Raw genomic sequence first — 18,650 nt, forward strand, 5'->3', positions numbered from 1 at the left:
GGAAAGACGGTCGGCCAGCACCAGCTTGCTAAATGGAGCGACGCCGACGTCATAGTCTACGTGGGCTGCGGGGAGCGGGGGAACGAGATTGCCGAGGTTCTGGTTGAATTTCCGGGCCTGAAGGACCCGCGCTCCGGAAAGTCAATCATGGAGCGTACCGTGCTCATAGCAAACACCTCAAACATGCCTGTAGCAGCCCGCGAGGCTTCCGTCTACACGGGAGTCACAATCGCCGAATACTACCGCGACATGGGCTACGACGTTTCCGTGATGGCCGACTCCACTTCCCGTTGGGCGGAGGCCATGAGAGAGATCTCCTCCCGCTTGGAAGAGATGCCCGGCGAGGAAGGCTTCCCTGCCTACCTCTCAGCCCGCCTGTCGGAGTTCTACGAGCGCGCCGGTCGCGTGGACGCCTTCTCGGGCAGCCAAGGCTCGGTCTCCGTCGTAGGAGCGGTCTCCCCGCCTGGTGGCGACCTGTCAGAGCCAGTCACTCAAGGAACGCTGCGCATCGTGCGCGTCTTCTGGGCCCTGGATTCTAAATTGCGCGAGCGCCGACACTTCCCGGCCATCAACTGGCTGACATCCTACTCGCTGTACACTAGCACCCTCGACTCCTGGTACCGCACCAACGTGGCCCCGGACTTCCCGGAGCTGCGTGCCTGGGCCATGGAGGTGCTGCAGAAGGAGGCAGAGCTGCAGGAGGTCGTGCAGCTGGTCGGTTCTGACGCGTTGCCGGAGGAGCAGAAGCTGACCCTCGAAGTGGCGAGGATGATCCGCGAGATCGTCCTGCAACAGAACGCCTACCATCCGGTGGACACCTATTGCCCGATGAGCCGCCAGTACCAAGTGATGAGGACCATCAAGCGCTTCGCCGACCTCTCCAAGAGGGCGGTGGAGAACGACGTCATGGTGGACGCCATTGCCAACATGCCATTGCGTACCAGGCTGGGCAAGTCCAAGTTCGAGGAGACCGTGGACAACGAGCTTGAGACGATCCTCAAAGAGATGGACAAGGCCTTCGAATCACTGGGAGGTAAGTAAATGGCCGTAAGCAAGGAGTACAGGAGCATCTCACAGATCGCCGGACCGTTGGTCTTCGTGGAGAAGACCGACCCAGTGGGATACAACGAGATCGCCATCGTCACACTGCCCAACGGCGAGGAGCGCCGGGGTCAGGTGCTTGATACATCCAGTGACGTGGTCGTCATCCAGATGTTCGAGGGCACCGCGGGCATCGAACGGTCCGCTGGCGCCAGGTTCACCGGCGAGACGTTGAAGATGCCGGTGTCCCAGGACATGCTGGGCCGCATCATGTCCGGTTCGGGAGAACCACTGGACGGAGGCCCGAAGATCACTCCCGAGGACCGATTGGACATCATCGGCTCGGCCATCAACCCCTGGGCCAGGGACAATCCGCGGGAGTTCATCCAGACGGGCATTTCCACCATCGACGGCATGAACACCCTGGTGCGGGGGCAGAAGCTGCCGATATTCTCCGGCGCGGGTCTCCCGCACAACGACATCGCGCTGCAAATCGCCCGCCAGGCCAAGGTGCTTGGCAAGGAAGAGGAGTTCGCAGTGGTGTTCGGCGCCATGGGCATCACCAACGAAGAGGCACAGTACTTCATGAAGGACTTCGAGCGGACCGGGGCGCTGAAGCGCGCGGTCGTGTTCATGAATCTGGCCGATGACCCAGCCATCGAGCGCATCATCACTCCTCGGCTGACGCTGACGACGGCCGAGTACCTGGCCTACACCCTAGGCATGAACGTGCTGGTCATCCTCACGGACATAACCAACTATTGCGAGGCTTTGAGGCAGATCGGTGCGGCGCGTGAGGAGGTTCCCGGTCGCCGGGGGTATCCTGGATACATGTACACCGATCTGGCCACTTTGTATGAGAGGGCGGGAAGGATCAAGGGAAAGAAGGGATCCATCACCCAGATCCCCATCCTTTCTATGCCAGGTGATGATATCACGCATCCGATCGCTGACCTAACGGGCTACATCACCGAAGGGCAGATCGTGGCCAAGCGCGACCTGCACCGAGCGGGCATCTACCCGCCCATCGACGTGGGCTCTTCGCTCTCCAGGCTGATGGACGCTGGAATCGGCGTGGGCCGCACTCGCGAGGACCACAAGTCGGTCTCAGACCAATGCTACGCCGCATATGCCGAAGGCCGAGACCTGCGCGGTCTGGTGGCCATCGTCGGCAAGGGCGCGCTCTCCGACCGCGACAGGAAGTTCTTGGACTTCGCCGACCTGTTCGAGAAGCGCCTGGTGCGCCAGGGCAGGGAGGAGGACAGGGACATAGAGACCACCCTCAACCTGATGTGGGACCTGCTCGCGCACATTCCCGAGAACCAGCTGACCCGTATCGACCGCAAGTGGATCGAGAAGTACCACCCGGCGCACAAGCAGAAGCCCCAGGCGGCGTAAGGCATGCCCAAGCTGGACGTCAAACCAACCCGGTCGGAGCTCCTCGAGGTCAAGAGGAAGATCAAGCTCTCCCAGGCAGGCTACAAGATACTGAAGATGAAACGGGACGGCCTGATCCTGGAGTTCTTCAAGATCTTGGAGGAGGCGAAGGAGATCCGGATCAAGGTCAACCGCGACTACGAGACGGCGATGGAGAAGATCGCTGTGGCCAAGGCGGTGGACGGCGTCATAGCGGTGAAATCGGCCGCTTTCGCGCTCAAGGTGCATCCAGAGATCAAGCTCCAGTCCAAGAACATCATGGGCCTGGTGGTGCCGCAGATCGAGGCGGCGAGCATCCGCACTCCGGCGGACAAGCGCGGCTACGGAGTGATCGGCACCTCCTCGTACATCGATGAGGCGGCCAAGGCCTACGAGGCGCAATTGGAGACCATCGTGGAGGCGGCGGAGATCGAGACCACGATGAAACGATTGCTGGACGAGATCGAGAAGACCAAGCGCCGGGTGAATGCCCTGGAGTACAAGGTCATTCCGGAGCTGCAGGAGGCAGAAGCGTTCATCCGCCTGCGCCTGGAAGAGATGGAGCGCGAGAGCATCTTCCGCTTGAAGCGCATCAAGAAGAAGATGGCCGCGCGGGCGAAATGAACCTAGAAGACATCTTTTCCGACCCGGAGAGGAAGGCCAAGCTTCTCCGGCTTTTCTGGATCATCTCCCTAGGGATGCTGGTCCTAGGCTATCTCGTGATATTCCTTTTCTGGAACAGGACATAGCTGCTCAGTTGAAGTCCTTTATCACGCTCTTCCCCGTGCCCAGATGCACCAGCGGCATCTTGGCCGGGTTGGGATGGAAATTGTGCATCCTTTGGAAGGAGGTCTGCGCCTGCCAGGTGGAAGCGTTGATCAGCCTCACTCCCCGATACTCGGAGATACCTGCACCGTGCACATGTCCGGTGACGAAGATGTCCGGCACCGGATCAATGACCAAGTAATCCTTCTTCTCCGGGGCGATGGGGGTCTTGCCGCCGTAGATCGGCGCCATGTGCCTCCGTTTGAGCATCTCCTTCATCGCCTCCAGTGGATTGTCATATGTCAGGCCTTGGATGGCGTTCACCAGGTCGTCCATGCTCCGGCCGTGGTAGGAGAGGATGAGGCGTCCCTCGATCTCCATGTAGCATGGATTGCCAACGAGCACGATCTGTGAATCGAACATGCGCGCGATCTCTCCGCTGAAGGCGGGTTGCGGCTCCGCCGGTCGGACGGCGTCGTGGTTACCCGGCTGCAGGACGATCCGAAGCCAATCCGGGAGTCCCTTGAGCAGCTCCGCCAGGAGGCGGTACTGCTCGAAGATGTCCTCGATCTCCAGCTCCTCTTCCTGGTCAGGGAAGATGCCGATCCCGTCCACGCAGTCCCCGGGGATGACCATGTATTCCAGACCATCCTTCTGGCCCTCGGTCCGGACCCAATGCACCATCTTGTCCCACTGCGGCCGGAGGAAGGTGTTGCTCCCCACATGCATGTCCGAGACGAATGCCACTTGCGAGGTCGAGTCCGTAGGGGCCATGCTGCCCCGTAGCGGCACATCTGGACGGACGATCTCATCCACCACGATCATCTCGCGCTTGCGAGAGTTCTTGCCGATGATACCTATGACCTCGTCCTGCACCACCGCCTCGTTGATCAGCGGCGAATCCTTCATCATCAAAGCGAGGCACTTGCCCTCCTCGTCCTCCAGTTCCAGCATTTTGTGGCCGTTCTTGGTGATGCGGACCTCGTTCACTATGCCGATGAGCTTCACCTCCCTTTCCAGCTTGAGGGCCCGGGGGACGCTCACGCAGCCCGCCAGCTCCCGCCTTCTGAGCAGGATGCGTTTGAGGGTCTGGAAACGGTCGTTGAAATAGCGGGCGAAGTCGATGATGTTGCCCTCGCAGGTCGAGTTGCCGGTGATGTCCTTGATCACTTTTACCTCGCCCCGGCGCACCTCTTGCCGAGGCGGGAGCTGTGGCGGGCAAGCTGGAGACTCGGGGGAAGAGCAGAACGTCTCCCTCAGGTCCTGAACGGAGATCACCAGAGGCTGCTGCGGCATCCTCGATATCGCCGCTTTGACGAAAGCAAGGGGGTCCACCTGCTGCATGATGAATCCTGCCGCCTCCGGTTCGAGCAGGATGCCCTCGGAGGCGAGCGTTTCCAGAACCTGGTTCCACATCCGACCTCCTATGAAGAAGAGTCGCCTTTTAAATACTTCGTCCGGGATGCCGAGCGCATGTCATTCATCACCGCCCGCGTGCACTGCTTTCCCACCGAGAATCCAGAGAAGGTGAGGCAAGCGCTTCTCAATCTCTTCCCCGACGCCTTGGTGGAGGAGTACGAGGGTGGCCTGCTGGCCCGAACGGGATCGCTGGACCGCTTCAAGGAACTCATTCGTAACCAGCGTATACTCGACAGCACGCGCCACATCCTGGTCCGGGGTGTTCGGGACGAGGAGATAGTCTTGCGGCTCAACAAGCAGGTGGCCTTCGTGGGCAAGGTGAGCTTCGTGGACGAGGAGATGCCGCTAGGGAGTATCGAGGTGTCCATCGAGGCCGGGGACCCGCAGAAGCTCATCGATGAGGTGGCACCTATGACCATGGATGGAAAGGAGGTCGTTCGATGATATCCGTTTCTTCGCCGGTATTCTCAATGCTTGACTTTGAGATGGCCTTGGGTTTCGTGAGCCAGGAGTTCGACGCTTGGGAGATCGTGGGCGAGGGCAAGCACTTCCTGCCCTCCATCGAGGGGCAGTTCCTCGATGCCACCTCCTCCTTCGATCTGCAGTTCTCCGCTCATGCGCCGCTGAGCGACATCAACATCGGCTCGCTCAATCCCCGCATCCGCGAAGCGTCGGTGCGAGAGGTGACGAACGGTCTGAGCTCTGCGAGCAAACTGAATATGTCCGTCTACACCGTGCACCCGGGGTTCTACTCGCCCATCGGGCTGCTGGACAAGAGATCGGTGTTCGAGAGGACGCGAGAGTCGCTCGCGCTCATCGAGAAGGTCTCCCGGGACACGGGCGTGCGGGTGGCGCTGGAGAACATGCCGAACCTCGGTCCGATGGCCATGGGCCGGACGCCGGACGAGCTGTTTCCATTGCTGGACGGCCTGGACATGGACCTATGCTTCGATGTCGGCCACGCCAACACCACCAATTCCATCGAGGGGTGGCTCGCGCACAAGGAGAGATTCGCCAACGTGCACGTGCACGACAACCTGGGAGACCGGGATGCTCACCTGCCCATCGGCGAGGGCAACATCGATTACCAGCGGGTGCTCTCTGGCCTGGAAGGTTACAAGGGAAGGCTGGTCATAGAGGCAAGGAGCCTGGGCGAGGCGATCACGTCGCGAGACCGGTTGCGGAAGCTGTCGGCGTTCAAGAACTAAGCTACTGACGCCAACCGCATCGAACGCACTCCAGCTTTCCGTCCTGGTATTTCGCTTCATTGCTGCCGCAGCGGGCGCAGGTGAAGAAGCTTTGCCCCCGGGAGCCGACTGCTGGCTGTGCCTCAAAGGTGCTTGTCTGCCCACCCATGCCCGCTTCTAGAGAGCTGGCGGTGGGTGCGGGCCTCGGCCTGAGGTCCAGCCCGAGCACGAACATGATGATGCGTCGGGCATACACCACCAGGAACGGCATGCCGAGGATCCCCAGGGCGATGAGGATGAGCCCGAAGACTCCTTGGATAGCCACGCTGTTCAACGAGAGGCCAAGCATGTCGTAATAGTCCACGGCGAAGTGAAGCACTATGCAGGCATAGAGCCCGTAGCGTATGAAGAGGAAGCCCAAGGCTATGCCAGCGGCAAAGGTGGGGAGCAGTTTGAAAGCGTCCCAGTAGACGATGTGACCGAGGGCGAAGATGCCCGCCGACACCCAAATGAAAACGATCTCCTTGGTGCCGAACACCTTGCTTCCGCCGAGCAGGTATGGCTTGAGGCTCTTCGCCTTGCCCAAGGCCAGGTCGATGAGGAGCAGCGGCACTCCCAGCCAGAGCACGCGCGTGATCAGCTCCTCCCAGACGGAGGCGCTGGCGAAAGCGTGCAAGAGCTGCCACAGCTTCATATCCCCGAAGCCAGGGGAATTAGGAATAGCGTTGAAGAGGATGATCAGCGCAACGTAAATGAGATTGACGGCCATCAGGGCCAGGAACAGGGTGGTGATGCGGTAGATGGGGCTGTGCCCTTCCTCTGGAAGTTGCAGCGTTAGCTCCTTGGCGAACGGCTTGGCGCTCTTCTTGAACGTCCAGGCCAATGAGGCGAGGATGGCGCTGACGATGAGGACGTGGTATACGCCGAACCAAACGCCGTCCACCGGGAATAGTCTGAGGATGGGGTTCGGCCCCGGGATGAGGAGGTACAGGGTCGTGCCGTGGCTCGGGTCCGCGGCGATCGGGAGCACCACCCCCAGGCTCCATATGAGTATGCCTGCGTTGATGATCAGGAGCACGATCAAAGCGAGGGCGGTATAGGCGCCGACCGCTCGGCCGACCCCCAGGATGGCATCTCCGACGGTGTCGGTCGGAGGACGGGGGTCGACCTGCGCATAGAAGTTGTGAGCCATTCCCAGGCCGCGACCACAATGGGGGCAGATCTCCGCTTGCTCGGGCAACGGCATGCCGCAGCCGGGGCAGTACCTTGGCACGGCGTCACTTCCAGCCCCGCCATCGGTCATGGCCAGTGCAATCCGCGGATTGCTATATCTAGGTGTCGCCATCGCATGCAGGAGGGGCGGCCTGGATGGGCTCTTTCCAACACCCTAGATGTTGTCGTGTCAAAGGTCGGCAATCGAGATACATTCCTCTCTGTAGAAACTTTTAATACAGAACCCACATCTTCCGAGATGCCGACTTAGGAGGCACTGTAATGGACGAAGAGGCACCGGGCAAGAAGGTGGATTTTGTAACGATAAGCGCTGAGAAGATCCCATTCGGACGGAACAACTTCATCGAGGTTGCCCGCAAGAAGGCGATCACAGACGACGGTGAGAACGAGTTCATCTCGCTCTCAAGAGGATACTACCTCCCGGACGGCACGGAACGGTTCAAGAAGTCCGTGACCATCCCAGATGATCCGAAGATCAAGGATTTCGTGGTCGACAAGATCAAATCGCTCTGAAGGCGTAAAGGCAGTTGTCGCTCACCTATGGGTCTAACGACCTTCAGGTCTTCTGATGGTCGACCGGGGATCTCAGTAGGAGCAGCTCCAGGTAGGAGCGGCGCTCGTTCCCGCGCACGTCAAGCTCGCGCATGAGCGTGGCGATCTCCTCCTTACCCTTCTCCAGTTCCTCGCCTTCGAACTCGAATTCCGCGAAATCCCCCAGTCCATCGACGCGGTCCAGGCAGACGGAGATGCCCCTGAGCCCGAGAACCTTGCGTCTCTTGACCACGGTCAGCACCGGCCTGAATCCAAGTCGTTCCAGGATCTCGGCCATGGCCTTGGCGTTGGCGACCGAGACCTCGATCTCCTCGCGGGCCTTGGAGGATGGGTCTATCTTCGGCCCTTTGTAGGTGAGCATCTGGAGGTCATTCTCGATCCTTATCCTCAGGGCCTCGTCGGTGACCCCGAAATCTTTGGTCGGATGAGCGTAGTACACGTCCTTCTGCGCCAAGGTCCCGAAGTCCCTAGCGCCCATCCCCCTCAGCTTTGCCTCCAGCCCTGCGAGGTCAGCGACCGGGGCCTTGACTTCGATCTCGAGCATTCCTGACCTTAGACGCCGCCGCAAGATAAAAGCACTTGCCCAGGGGGATGTTTCTATACCTGGTCGGTCAATCACGAATCGAGGAGCATGTCAGGCCTCGGTCTCGTTCAGGTCTACACCGGAGGGGGAAAGGGCAAGACGACCGCCGCCCTAGGATTGGCGTTACGAGCCTGGGGGCGGGGTCTTCGAATATGCATCATCCAGTTCATGAAGCACGGCGATGACTATGGGGAGATAGTTGCGCTGCGCAAGCTAGGATCCATCGAAATATCCCAGTTCGGCCGGGACAAGCTGATACACAAGGGCCGGCACACGAAGGAAGACGAGCGCCTGGCCCACGAAGGATTGGAGAAGGCACGCGAAGCGCTCACCTCGGGCAGATACGACCTGGTCATCATGGACGAGATCAACGTGGTGGTAGACTTCGGCATCCTGCAGGCGGACGAGGTGCTGGAGGTAGTGCGCTCTAGGGCCGGAGAGGTGGAGGTCGTGCTCACCGGCCGCAACGCTCCGGAGGAGATCATCCAGGAGGCGGACCTGGTGACGGAAATGGTGATGCGCAAGCACCCCTACGACAGGGGGGTCATGGCCCGGCAGGGCATAGAGTACTGATTTAGCCATAACGCTGGCGCATGGATGGCATGAGGAACATCCAGGCCCCCATCAGAAAGAACCCTATTCCCAGCACAGAGACGTGAGCGACATAGCTGGCCAGAAAACCGAGGAGCACGAAGGCTGCTCCAAGGACGTAGAGGAAGATGGTTTCTCTGACCAGCATGTGAGTGATATCCGGCCACGTTCTAATCTGCTTTTCTCCGGGTGCGCAGGTACATGAGAAAGCTCACCTCCTCGCTCAAACGTATCTTGCGCAGCTCCTCGGCATCCCCTTTCTTGATCAATGCCAGGGCGAGCGGCTGTCCCCGGGTGAGCATGTAGATGAGCTGGAAAGCTTCGTCATCGATGTCCTCCCCCACCAGCCTCCGGGCCATGGCCTCATCGAAGCGATGCACGTGCACCTCGACGGCGGAGCCGTCAACCAGATCGCGTTTCTGGTAGAAACGGTTGTACGAGGGCGTCTCTTCGCGCATGGCCACAGCCATCTTCGCCGCCCCTCCCTTCAACGCCTGAAGGAGGTCGAAGAGCACATCGACGTTCTCCTGGCTTACGTCGTTGTAGTTATCGAAGCACAACAACACCCGCTCATTCCTGAGACGGTCCAGCTCGCCTTCCAGGCCCAGCTGACTGGCGTAAGACCTCAGTGCCTCGACCAGCTTGACCGAGGAGCTCTCCTTCTCCAGGTCGTGCCAGAACAGGTGTCCGTCCCATAGCTCCAGGGCGAGCTTCTTCATGAACGTGGACGAACCGTAGCCATAGTTCGCGAAGACGGCGAGCAAGGTCGCGTCCGAATGGACGAACCCTTGGGCCGTCCGCAGCTGTTCCTCCCGCCCGAGGAAATCCTCGAGCCGCAGGGGGGCGTTCGAGGTGACGAGCTTCTTAATCGGCGGAAGGCGCATCTCCCGCCCAACGGAATCGGCGACCGTGAGGGCCGGAAGATCGGTCCGCAAGGCGAGCAACTCGCGAACCGTCGTCATCCTGCGCCCGGACGAATCGACGACCACCAACTCCTCGTCCCCGATGCTTCGTATCACATCCACCGCGTTCGCCAATCCTGCCTCGGTGAGCTTGTAGAAGATGAGCTTGCGCTCCTTGCCGGATACGTGGCCCTTGTCCTGTTCTACCAGTCCAGCATCCACCAGGGGGCGCAGGGTGCGGGTGATGTGCGTGCGGTTCACTCCCAGCGCCAAGGCGATCCCTTCCTGGGTGATGGCCTCCGAAGGCCTCTCCCTCATCTGTTCTCTTCGGGCATCGTAGAGGTGCAGAAGCGCTCTCTCGCGCGGCGACAGCGGCGGCATAGCTGCCAGCACTATCGGGGCGGAGGATAATAATTGTGCGCACGCGATTCTTGGTTCGGCGTCCGGGCTGAGCAATCGGCAAGCCGGGCCAGTCGCTTCTTCATGGCACGTTCTGGGGATTCCCAGGTGGGTAATTACCACAGAATCATTTTATATGCTCTTGGAGGTAGAGTAGGATCAGAGGAGCGTAGCTTAGCGAGGACCTTGGAGGCAGTAAGATGCAACAGTTGAAACGCAGATTGAAGTGGAGCCGGAGAGGAGTGTCCGAGATCATCGGGAACATCCTCATCCTCGGCATAACGGTGACGCTGTTCTCGAGCATCATGTGGTACGTGGTCTCGATGCCGCCACCGCAAGAGAACGCGTACGCGGACTTCTCCTCGCAGGTCTACATTAATACGCAAGTGATTCCCGCCCAAGTGCAGATCAACATCACGCATAAAGGCGGACAAGAGCTCAAGAACTCCTCCTCTGCGCTCTATTTGGAATTCAACAGTAAGCCTTATGTGCTCCGCATCTCCGACAGCTCGCCCAGCATCGGGTCCACCTGGGTGACCGGCGAGACATGGCGCTACGGCTTCGACATCCTTCTGGGTGAGGATCCCCACGGGCCCATGAGCATTATGATCGTGGATACGGTTCGCAACACCGTGGTCTGGACCGCCACGCTCTCGGGAGGGGCGGTCGGCGGCGGCGTCAAGCCGATAATCGGTGCTCGGGGAACGACCCCCATACCATCCTACGCTGGTGATCCCCTTTGGTTCTACGTCACGGTGACGGACCCGGACGGCGATCTCAACCGTAACAGTGTGTATGTTGACCTTGCGTCGATCGGGCAGTGGAACCCGGCGACCAGCAACTACTCCTGGAAGATGACCGACAGCAACAACGACAACGTGTTCACGGTTGGCACGTACACCCCCCCGATAGACAATAACAACTGGAATGGGGAAATCGTGATCTTCAATGCCACCGACCTGAACGGGCACATGGAGGTCGGCAGGCTGACACTGAACATACAGCTCAAGCCCGGCGGAGGGAGCGAAAACAGCTACGGACCGTACATCAACTACTCCCATTACCTGGTGAACGGAACCTATCCACCCGATGCGAGCGGAGGCGAGGCCGGTCCGTCCACGGGCACCACTTTCTACTACATCCGCCGCTACTCGGATAACGTAATCACTAAGGACTTCGTCGTGGGAGAGAGGGTGCTGGTTGAGGTCTACTCCGACGCGCTAGCCAACCTGGCGCTGGAGAACGCCTTCTACGTCTTCGACCCTATCTTCGGTGAGCCCGTATCCCCCCAGACCAAGCTCACAGATGCATTCCAGTATGGTGGCATCTACGGTACATTCCATCGTTACGTCTACAACTTCAGCGCGCCCAGCAACCCCTACATCTACCCGTTGCAGATGAAGATGAAGGACTCCACTGGCACTACCATCAACCTGGCCGACACGATCAGCATTGGGGGTGCCAACTACCCCAAGCTGGAGACGTACAAGTTAGTGAGCGGTAGTCTGGTCAAGACGTCGAACTTCAACCACACCGACACCATGTACCTGAGGATAGTGACCATGGACGTGGACCGCCTGTCCAGCACTGTCTACTTGAGCGACCTCGAGATCTCAGACTATACTGGCCGCTACATCGTCAAGAAGGTACCGCCATCCTACGCCAGCCCACCGGCATATAGCGCGCCGATAAGCTCGCTCTACAAGACGTCGGGCACCAGCCCCACGCCGGATTGCGAGAATACCAACAACGGGGTGTATACGGTCTACGTCGTGCTCAAGGACGCCTACCAGGGTTGGTGGCTCCCGAAGAAGAACGCCTACACCATGAAGATCCTTAGGATAACAGATACTGGCACGGGCGGATCCACCGCTGAGGTCTACAACTTCCTGAACATGCAGATCAACGTCACCGCCCCTCTGAGCACAACCGACCTGATAGCGACCGTGGGGTCCGGCACCTTCACCTGGAGCTCCTCGGGTGCCACCTGGACCAACAATAAAGTCTCCTGGTACTCAGGCGGGGAGCAGTGGGACGAAACGGTCATCGATGATAATCCCAACGCTGGATGCATCGGAATAGCACTCGCAGACCTCAGCGGCGATGGCAGGAACGACGTGGTCATCGGCAGCCAGGATAGCACCTATGCGAACCTGATTTGGTATGAGAATCAGAAGGCGGATGGCAGTCAATGGTCGTCCGGCCGTCCGATCGCCATGCCATTTGATGCTATTGCGGGTACGCAGGCCGCCCACGACAATGACAAGGGATATGACAACGAGGACTCGAGCGTATTCTCGACGCAGGACGGGGACCGCTTCCAGACCACGTACACCTGCAACATGGAGCTCGTGGGCGCCATCGCGGTCGGTGATTTCGACCACGACGGGGACGGGGACGTGGTAGCCAGCTTCATCCACGTGGTGGTGTACTCGACAGCGACGAGCGAGGCCGACGCGCGCGCCAACCCCGGCAAGAACCAGGGCATGTACTTCAACCGGGGCGTCTATGTGTTCTGGAACGACGGACTATGGACGCGCACCACCTTGTACTCGACCGACACCTGGATAGCGAACAACGAAGCGAACAAGGACACCAACCCGGCGGCCATGGACCTGGCGGTGGGCGATTTCGATCGCGACAATTATCCGGACATCGTGGCTGTGTACGAAACGGGCGCGACCAAGGTGTGGCTGAACCAGTGGGGAAAGATAACGGGCGACGCGACCGCGCATCGGAACGGAGCGTTCGCGGTCGCATCCTACAGGAACCTAGCTGCCCTGCCGGCCGCTGACTCGACGCTCCCCTGGGACCACGTTCAGTACATCCCTCGCGTGCGCGTGGCGGACATGAACCTGGACCAGTATCCGGACATCATCCGCACCAACACCAAGAGCAAGAGCGTGAGCATCCTGTATACCATTCCGGGAGTTCCGGACGAGATCATCAACACGCCGCAGTACGAGTACCCGGCGGCTGGCAGCACGACGCCCAGTCGTACGGGGTCCATGGCCAACCTGGCCATCGCCGACGCTAGCTACGAGGTTCTTAGGGAGACATACCTGAACTACACTCCTACCACTGTCATACCCTCAATGCAGAGCATGCTCGACACTACCGGTTGGCTTAACACGGACCGGCTCAAGTACAACGACTCAGTGGACTACAATGTCGGCACTGGCGCGCTAAACACGCTTTGGATAACCTACTGGGATGTCGACTCGTTCTACTCTGGAAGGGTGGCGGCGGAGGTGAAGGTGATCGCAAAGTTCACGGTGGACTCTGGCTACACTGGCAGCAGCAAGCTACAGTGGTCATACGACGGGTTCACATTCTATGACACCACCATCCAGCCGACTGGCTCTGATACGTCGTACGTGTACCGCACCTTCATCCTGCCCAAAGCGGTGGACACCTTCGGCGAAGTGCAGAGCCTGGACTTCAAGTTCGTGAACAACGACGGAACGACCCATAAGGTCAACTTCGACTTCCTGAACCTGCAGGTCACCTTCGTGCAGACGAGGGAGATGGGTTGGGTCTGGCAGATACCGAACCAGAACCGGGCCTTCCACAACATGACCTTCGTCGGTCACCGCTCTGGCACCACGGCCGAGACCTTCCGGCTGGCATACTCAGTGGACAACATCACCTGGTTCAACCTGACGGACATCACCGCCATTACGGACGTGACCTTGCAGTTCGACCTCACCTACACCCCTAGCGCCTACTACTGGGTGCGAGTGGTAGATCTGATAAGGGACACGAGCGACGTGTTCAACGACACGCTCTACGTGGATAAGCTGACCATCAGGCACTTCGCTTTGACGGTAAGCTGGGATCTGGCTCACACCTACAAGATACCATGGACCGGGCCCGACTATCTGACCGCCTTTGCGGTGGGAGATGTCGGTCATATCGGCACCGACTATAAGGCGGACGGCATACCGGACATCGTGGTCTCGACAGCCCGTGTCGGTTCAGGGTATGATACGCAGACCTTGTACATACTGACCCAGGGCTCGATAGGCTCCTACAGCGGCTCCTTCACCCCCAACGCCGTCTACACCACGCAGATGTCCGTGCTCTGTTCCAACAGCGCCCAGTATGACACCAAGGCGGTCGAGCTGGGAGACAACGACGGCGATGGGGACTTGGACATAGTCGTGGTGGTGGGCGCGCCGCCCGGCGTTTCGCCCGGCGCCGGTCCGACCATGTGGTCCTACATGAACAACCAGCAGTTCGCCCCGGGTGTGTGGCAGTTCGGAGAGAGCTACGTGAACGTGCTCGCGTCCAAGGGCGAATCGGCCATCAACGTGAAGGAAGGCAACATCGACCTGTCCATCTTCCTGCCGTTCTTGGGCGTGCTGGGCGTGGTGGTCGCTGAGGCGGTCGTGAACCGGAAGGGAAAGCGCGAGTAAACCCCTGAAACCTCTTTCATCTTCTCTTATTTGGCTTGAGGAGGTGCGTCTTGCACGAGGTCATCGTCTCCGGATCTGGACCGAGCGAATCGTTCGCTGCCCGTCTGCTAGCCCAGCGAGGGTTGGACGTAGTGCTACTAGAGAAGGAGCATCATCCCCGTCCGAAATGCTGCGCTGGGGGCCTGCTCCTTCGAGCGGCAAGGAAGCTCGACTTCGAACTTCCGGAAGAGATCGTGGAAAAAAGGATCTCGCGTTTGAGGTTGGTCTCAGGCGGGGACGCGGCGGAGCTCCGGGCGACGGGGCAGTTCGCACTGACCATCAAACGGGAACGTCTGGACGAGCTCATGGCGCAAAAGGCAAAGGAGGCGGGGGCGGAGCTTCTGGAAGGGGTCAAGGCCCTGGACGCGCATCAGGATGCTGCATCCGTTGCCGTGACGACCACGGCCGGTGAGATGCGCTGTCGCTACTTCCTGGTGGCCGAAGGGACTACTAGCCTGAACGCCGATCGCCTTTTCGGTCGGTTCGACCGTAGGAGGGTGGCCGTGGGAGGGGCCATGCGCATGAAGCTGCAGGAAGAGCCGGACGATGCCATGGAGGTGCATTTCTTGCCCCATCGTTCCGGCGTCCACGGGACAATGCCTCCGACGGCCGCCGTCTTTCCATATCGAGGCGGAGCGACGGTATCTCTCGTGGCCAAGGGCCTTGATGGGGAGACGATTCGCGCCGTGCTCTCTAAGGTGGGGAAGGAATACTCATCTCGGTTCGGGCGAGCTTTTGACGATACAGAATCGTGCTTCCATAAGCTGCCTCTTTGGATCAGGCCGAAGCTACGCAACGGACGTTGCTTGGCCCTAGGCGACTCGGCGGGCTTCGTTAGCCCGTTCTCTGGCGAGGGCTTGACCCACGCCCTGGAGAGCTCCAGGTTGGCGGCGCTGGCCGTGGTGAACGCTCGCACCGAAGGCAACGCCCGGAGCCTCGCGCTCTATGAAAGGACCTGCTGGCGCGAGATCGTAAGAAGGATGCGGGCGACTGCGATCCTCGGACCAGTGGTAAGGTCGGTATCGCGTCGGATCGACGTAAGGGAATTGGCGCGAGCGCTGGATGAGGACGAGTTGTTGCGAGACAAGCTGTCAGGGCTTCTGGATGGCAGAAGCGGGGCATTGGAGGCGTCAGCGGTCATGATGGCCAAGTTCCCGAGGTTGATGCCCCGGCTGAACATCCGTTGAGCGCGGTCGGCGCGGATTTATCCACGCGCAAGCACATGGAGAAGGAAGGTGTACGACGTCATTGTCTCGGGGGCTGGGCCGGGAGGAGCATGCGCGGCCAGGGGATGTGCCCAGCTCGGCCTCTCCACCTTGTTGCTGGAAAAGGGCCAGCTACCTCGGGTCAAGTGCTGCGCCGGAGGGCTGTTGCAGCGCGCTCTGAACCATCTCGACCTCCAGTTGCCCGATGATGTCGTGCAGCGGCAGATAATGGGCTTCGCGGTGGAGGTCGGAGGTCAGAGAGAGGAGTTCAGCTTCTCCCGCCGCGTGGGGGTGACGGTGCGGCGGGCGCAGTTCGATCATTTCCTGGCGAAGCAGGCCGTGAGCGCCGGGGCCGAGCTCATGTCTGGCACAGCCACGAAAGAGGTCTGTGAGCACAAGGACCGAGTGGAGGTGGAGACCGAGGCAGGCGTTTTCCAGGCGCGCTTACTCATCGTGGCCGAGGGCGTGAGCAGCAGAACGGCCCGGAAGCTCTTCGGGCCTTTTCCTCCCTTGGCTCTGGCCACGGGAATGGCGGCGAACGTGTCAACGGAGAGAGATCCCGGGGACAAGATCGAGCTGCATTTGATTGACACACCTACCCGGGGACTGCATTGGGATCGCTTTCCGCTGAACGGCTGGATGTTCCCTCAGCGCGACGGTGCCAGCATCGGAATCGTAGGTCAGGGAAGCAGCAGGGAACGTCTGAACGCGTCCATGCGTGCGATCATGGAGAAGCTGGAAGCCCGCTGCGGTCCGGTCGTCACCCTGGACAGGAGCGCACATCCTTTGCCGTTCCGTCCCCGACCCCGCCTCCACTCCGTTCGTTCCATGGCCGTGGGGGACTCCGCGGGCTTCGTCAATCCTATCACCGGAGAGGGGATGGGATATGCTTTCCTGAGCGCTCATCTGGCCGCCCGGACGGCGCGTGCCGTGGTGGACACGGAGAGCGTGCGGGCGCTGGAGCTCTATGACCGCAGCTGTCAAGAACAGATACTGCGCGACCTGCGCGCAGCGGCGCTGATCGGACCGGTCCTGCATTGGCTGGTGGGAGTGGTGGACGCTCCCCGGTTCTTCGGGCGCTTCAAAGAGGACAAGGCATTGGTGGAAGTGTGCGCGGACATCGCCCGAGGTGAGGCGGATTGGCGCCGCCTGGCTCGCCTGGCCGGCCCCCGGTTCCCCCGCCTTTTCTTCTCTTCTCTGGAACCGATCAGAACAAGCTGAGGTAACGCAAGGCCGCATATGCCAGGCCTATCAAAGCCACCAACAGCACCGGACGAGAGCTCATGGAACGGGCGAACAGCACCGCCGCCGCCACCCCCAGGGCTGGGAACACCAGTATGTCGCTCAGCTGGTGGAAAAGGAAGAGCGGAGTGAGCGAACCGGCGTAGATCAAGGCGGAAACGAGCTTCGTCGCTCTCTCCTTTCCCAGCACCGTGTAGATCGTGCGCACGTTCCCACGCCGGTCCTCATCGTAGCCATCGATGTCCGTCACTATCGATCCGATGACCAGGCCGAGGAACATGAAGAAGCCCAACAGGAAACCCTCTGGCATGAGCTGAGGCACGAGCACGTCGCCCGTCAGGTAAGGATAATAGATCCCTCCTTGCGTGAACTTCTCCACCACGCTGTAGGGGGTGAGGTAGCCGTAGAGGTAGGCCAAGAAGGCACCCAGGCCGATGAGCACCGGGCTGAGCAGGTGTTCCTTGAAGCGCACCGGCTTGAACGAGTAGACGAAGGCCAGTACCAAGATGACCAACAAGATCAAGCCCTGGAGCAGGGACAAGAGGAATGAAAGGATGACGCTGATGATTACCAGAACCATGGATATCTGCCAAAGGAACCTCGCTTCCACCGTGCCAGAGGCCACCAGCCGGTCCGGGCGGCTCGGCTCGTCGGAGGCGGAATCACTCAGATCGTTCCACATGGTGCTCACTTGCCAGGTCAAGAGGGCTGCGATGATGGCGGTCCCCGCGAAGCACAGGTTGACCCAGTAGGGAGTCGTCAGAATCATCGTCACCAGGTCCAGGCTGTATCCCAGACGCCAACCGGTGACGATCCCGGCCGCCACCACCCCGCCGAAGAACAGCGTCTGCGCGGGTCGCATGCTGCGCAGCACCCGCCGGAACTCGGACTTCATGGCGAAGTAGTAGATGGACAGAGCCACCACCTCTCCGCCCACCAGGTAGTAGAGGAGCAGGAAGAGATGGAACTGGTAGTAGCGGGTTAGGTCGAACGCCGGGAACTCCGGAATGCCGCCCTTGAACCCCACAGGCAGGAAGGCCCCGGGCGTGGCCATGATGAACATGGCTAGGAAGGTGAAGAATACCAGGAAGCAGACTCGCACCAGGACGATGGTACGACCTTTGAGCGTTGATAAAGCGGTTCGCTGGGTCCAGATGCCGTAGGCGAAGATGGCGAAGAGCACCACCACCACTTCGCTCGCTTGACCGATGTGGAAGCCCTCCCCGCTGAAATGCAATATGGCGTTGACAAAATCGGTTATGGAGAAGTACGCATAGTTCTGATCGAGCCCACCAATGTAGTGGTCGATGATGGGCGGCAGCACGATGATCCAGTAGAACATGCAGACGAAGTTCGTGCATCGCCTGACCCCTCTTCCCGAGAAGGCGGAGAGGAGGAAGATGAGACCGAGGAAGACCACCACATAGAAGGCCACGTGATGGGCGATGCTGAATATCCATGGATGGGGCGCGGTCACGAAAGGCTGGTCCAGCAGGAAATACTCCAAGAGATCGCGGGTCGTGGCGATGGCGATCACGTACACGAAGATGGCGAGGAGGGGCAAACGGTCCTTCTCCAGCCAAGCGACGAACCGGTCCACCCTTTCGGCGAAGCGCTGCTCAAAGCCATCCTCCCCTGGCATCAAGACATGCAGCCCC

At 60.1% G+C, this 18,650-nt stretch carries 17 protein-coding genes; 11 read left to right on the top strand and 6 right to left on the bottom strand.

Annotated features, from left to right (window positions below; translation table 11 throughout):
* The 4 genes from NT137_04435 to NT137_04450 form a co-directional block, all read left to right on the top strand.
* On the top strand, nt 1–1,041 hold a 1,041-nt coding region (locus NT137_04435), incomplete at its 5' end, for a V-type ATP synthase subunit A (GenBank protein MCX6652585.1).
* The gene (locus NT137_04440; GenBank protein MCX6652586.1) at nt 1,042–2,439 is read left to right on the top strand and encodes a V-type ATP synthase subunit B; all 1,398 of its coding nucleotides are present in this window, start codon (nt 1,042–1,044) and stop codon (nt 2,437–2,439) included.
* A 3-nt stretch (nt 2,440–2,442) separates the two neighbouring features.
* The gene (locus NT137_04445) at nt 2,443–3,081 is read left to right on the top strand and encodes a V-type ATP synthase subunit D (protein MCX6652587.1); all 639 of its coding nucleotides are present in this window, start codon (nt 2,443–2,445) and stop codon (nt 3,079–3,081) included.
* Nucleotides 3,078–3,206 (top strand): hypothetical protein, encoded by a 129-nt coding sequence (locus tag NT137_04450; protein MCX6652588.1) that lies wholly within the window; start codon nt 3,078–3,080, stop codon nt 3,204–3,206. Before NT137_04445 ends, NT137_04450 begins: the two co-directional genes overlap by 4 nt.
* A gap of 4 nt (nt 3,207–3,210) precedes the next feature.
* On the opposite strand, the gene NT137_04455 is transcribed toward NT137_04450, so the two are convergent.
* Complete coding sequence (locus NT137_04455) at nt 3,211–4,638, bottom strand: DNA-directed DNA polymerase II small subunit (GenBank protein MCX6652589.1); 1,428 nt, start codon at nt 4,636–4,638, stop codon at nt 3,211–3,213.
* A 57-nt stretch (nt 4,639–4,695) separates the two neighbouring features.
* Between NT137_04455 and NT137_04460 the strand changes: the two genes are divergently transcribed.
* The gene (locus NT137_04460; GenBank protein MCX6652590.1) at nt 4,696–5,085 is read left to right on the top strand and encodes a hypothetical protein; all 390 of its coding nucleotides are present in this window, start codon (nt 4,696–4,698) and stop codon (nt 5,083–5,085) included.
* Nucleotides 5,082–5,849, top strand: a complete 768-nt coding sequence (locus NT137_04465; GenBank protein MCX6652591.1) for a sugar phosphate isomerase/epimerase — start codon at nt 5,082–5,084, stop codon at nt 5,847–5,849. The genes NT137_04460 and NT137_04465 overlap by 4 nt, the downstream gene beginning before the upstream one ends.
* Before the next feature lies 1 nt (nt 5,850).
* Here NT137_04465 and NT137_04470 read toward each other — a convergent pair whose 3' ends face one another.
* Complete coding sequence (locus NT137_04470; GenBank protein ID MCX6652592.1) at nt 5,851–7,101, bottom strand: CPBP family glutamic-type intramembrane protease; 1,251 nt, start codon at nt 7,099–7,101, stop codon at nt 5,851–5,853.
* Nucleotides 7,102–7,322: 221 nt separating this feature from the next.
* On the opposite strand from NT137_04470, the gene NT137_04475 reads away from it, so the two are divergent.
* Nucleotides 7,323–7,574 carry a hypothetical protein gene (locus NT137_04475; GenBank protein MCX6652593.1) on the top strand — a complete coding sequence of 84 codons (252 nt, stop codon included), beginning with the start codon at nt 7,323–7,325 and terminating at the stop codon, nt 7,572–7,574.
* Between the two features lie 43 nt (nt 7,575–7,617).
* Here NT137_04475 and cyaB read toward each other — a convergent pair whose 3' ends face one another.
* Nucleotides 7,618–8,157: a class IV adenylate cyclase gene (cyaB, locus tag NT137_04480; protein MCX6652594.1), complete on the bottom strand. Its 540-nt coding sequence runs from the start codon at nt 8,155–8,157 to the stop codon at nt 7,618–7,620.
* Nucleotides 8,158–8,244: 87 nt separating this feature from the next.
* Here cyaB and cobO point away from each other — a divergent pair, with 87 nt between their 5' ends.
* Entirely contained in the window at nt 8,245–8,769 is a 525-nt protein-coding gene (gene cobO, locus NT137_04485) for a cob(I)yrinic acid a,c-diamide adenosyltransferase (GenBank protein ID MCX6652595.1), read from the top strand.
* A 1-nt stretch (nt 8,770) separates the two neighbouring features.
* Here the strand turns inward: cobO and NT137_04490 are convergent, their stop codons facing one another.
* Together NT137_04490 and NT137_04495 are read right to left on the bottom strand one after the other, a co-directional pair.
* The gene (locus tag NT137_04490; protein MCX6652596.1) at nt 8,771–8,935 is read right to left on the bottom strand and encodes a hypothetical protein; all 165 of its coding nucleotides are present in this window, start codon (nt 8,933–8,935) and stop codon (nt 8,771–8,773) included.
* Nucleotides 8,936–8,957: 22 nt separating this feature from the next.
* The gene (locus NT137_04495; GenBank protein ID MCX6652597.1) at nt 8,958–10,070 is read right to left on the bottom strand and encodes a hypothetical protein; all 1,113 of its coding nucleotides are present in this window, start codon (nt 10,068–10,070) and stop codon (nt 8,958–8,960) included.
* A 218-nt stretch (nt 10,071–10,288) separates the two neighbouring features.
* Between NT137_04495 and NT137_04500 the strand changes: the two genes are divergently transcribed.
* Genes NT137_04500 through NT137_04510 form a run of 3 tightly spaced genes read left to right on the top strand, consistent with a single transcriptional unit; the run spans nt 10,289 to nt 16,971 of the window.
* Nucleotides 10,289–14,506 carry a type IV pilin gene (locus NT137_04500; protein ID MCX6652598.1) on the top strand — a complete coding sequence of 1,406 codons (4,218 nt, stop codon included), beginning with the start codon at nt 10,289–10,291 and terminating at the stop codon, nt 14,504–14,506.
* 50 nt (nt 14,507–14,556) lie between these two features.
* The gene (locus NT137_04505) at nt 14,557–15,732 is read left to right on the top strand and encodes an NAD(P)/FAD-dependent oxidoreductase (GenBank protein ID MCX6652599.1); all 1,176 of its coding nucleotides are present in this window, start codon (nt 14,557–14,559) and stop codon (nt 15,730–15,732) included.
* A 48-nt stretch (nt 15,733–15,780) separates the two neighbouring features.
* Nucleotides 15,781–16,971, top strand: a complete 1,191-nt coding sequence (locus NT137_04510; GenBank protein ID MCX6652600.1) for an NAD(P)/FAD-dependent oxidoreductase — start codon at nt 15,781–15,783, stop codon at nt 16,969–16,971.
* Here the strand turns inward: NT137_04510 and NT137_04515 are convergent.
* Nucleotides 16,958–18,634: a UbiA family prenyltransferase gene (locus NT137_04515; protein MCX6652601.1), complete on the bottom strand. Its 1,677-nt coding sequence runs from the start codon at nt 18,632–18,634 to the stop codon at nt 16,958–16,960. The genes NT137_04510 and NT137_04515 overlap by 14 nt on opposite strands.
* Nucleotides 18,635–18,650 lie beyond the last annotated feature (16 nt).

It is taken from the genome of Methanomassiliicoccales archaeon (genome assembly GCA_026394375.1).
Lineage (GTDB): Archaea > Thermoplasmatota > Thermoplasmata > Methanomassiliicoccales > UBA472 > JAJRAL01.

Coding starts and splice junctions, on each gene's coding strand:
- NT137_04475 (MCX6652593.1), top strand. CDS start 7,323: ATGGACGAAGAGGCACCGGGCAAGAAGGTGGATTTTGTAACGATAAGC.
- NT137_04445 (MCX6652587.1), top strand. CDS start 2,443: ATGCCCAAGCTGGACGTCAAACCAACCCGGTCGGAGCTCCTCGAGGTC.
- NT137_04490 (MCX6652596.1), bottom strand. CDS start 8,935: ATGCTGGTCAGAGAAACCATCTTCCTCTACGTCCTTGGAGCAGCCTTC.
- cyaB (MCX6652594.1), bottom strand. CDS start 8,157: ATGCTCGAGATCGAAGTCAAGGCCCCGGTCGCTGACCTCGCAGGGCTG.
- NT137_04515 (MCX6652601.1), bottom strand. CDS start 18,634: ATGCCAGGGGAGGATGGCTTTGAGCAGCGCTTCGCCGAAAGGGTGGAC.
- NT137_04500 (MCX6652598.1), top strand. CDS start 10,289: ATGCAACAGTTGAAACGCAGATTGAAGTGGAGCCGGAGAGGAGTGTCC.
- NT137_04460 (MCX6652590.1), top strand. CDS start 4,696: ATGTCATTCATCACCGCCCGCGTGCACTGCTTTCCCACCGAGAATCCA.
- NT137_04465 (MCX6652591.1), top strand. CDS start 5,082: ATGATATCCGTTTCTTCGCCGGTATTCTCAATGCTTGACTTTGAGATG.
- NT137_04455 (MCX6652589.1), bottom strand. CDS start 4,638: ATGTGGAACCAGGTTCTGGAAACGCTCGCCTCCGAGGGCATCCTGCTC.
- NT137_04440 (MCX6652586.1), top strand. CDS start 1,042: ATGGCCGTAAGCAAGGAGTACAGGAGCATCTCACAGATCGCCGGACCG.
- NT137_04495 (MCX6652597.1), bottom strand. CDS start 10,070: ATGCCGCCGCTGTCGCCGCGCGAGAGAGCGCTTCTGCACCTCTACGAT.
- NT137_04450 (MCX6652588.1), top strand. CDS start 3,078: ATGAACCTAGAAGACATCTTTTCCGACCCGGAGAGGAAGGCCAAGCTT.
- cobO (MCX6652595.1), top strand. CDS start 8,245: ATGTCAGGCCTCGGTCTCGTTCAGGTCTACACCGGAGGGGGAAAGGGC.